The organism is Carboxydocella sp. JDF658 (assembly GCF_002049395.1).
Taxonomy (GTDB): Bacteria; Bacillota.
Genome location: NZ_BDLR01000149.1, coordinates 1 through 481 on the forward strand (window position 1 = coordinate 1; position 481 = coordinate 481).

The 481-nt window shown below is 49.9% G+C and carries 2 tRNA genes; both read right to left on the reverse strand.

The features are described from left to right. Positions 1-197: 197 nt before the first annotated feature. A tRNA-Ala gene (locus tag JDF658_RS12910) sits at positions 198-273 on the reverse strand. Between the two features lie 14 nt (positions 274-287). Continuing rightward, a tRNA-Ile gene (locus JDF658_RS12915) sits at positions 288-364 on the reverse strand. Positions 365-481: the final 117 nt, after the last annotated feature.

Genomic DNA, 481 nt, shown 5'->3' on the forward strand with positions numbered 1-481 from the left:
TGCTCGTTCCTAACCAACCTCAGTTTAGTTTAGTCGGTTTTTTGTCCGCCTACGGCTGTCACTAGTATTGTTACCGGCAGCATAGCTGCCGACAATACTACGTTTCCAAAGCCCGGCGGCCAAAAAACTGCACTAGACCTAATTTAACTGAGAAATCCAGCCCAGGTTTGAACTTCGAACCTCGAACTTCGTAGAGATGGTGGAGACGAGCGGGTTCGAACCGCTGACCTCTTGAATGCCATTCAAGCGCTCTCCCAGCTGAGCTACGCCCCCACACTTTGTTTTAATGGTGGGCCTAAGTGGACTTGAACCACTGACCTCACGCTTATCAGGCGTGCGCTCTGACCAGCTGAGCTATAGGCCCATGTTGTTATCTAGACCGAGAAATCCAGCCTCAGGTTCGAACTTCGTACCTCGAATTTCGAACCTCGATTAGCTCGATCCCTCAAAACTAAACAGGATGTTCTTCCACCTAAACTCG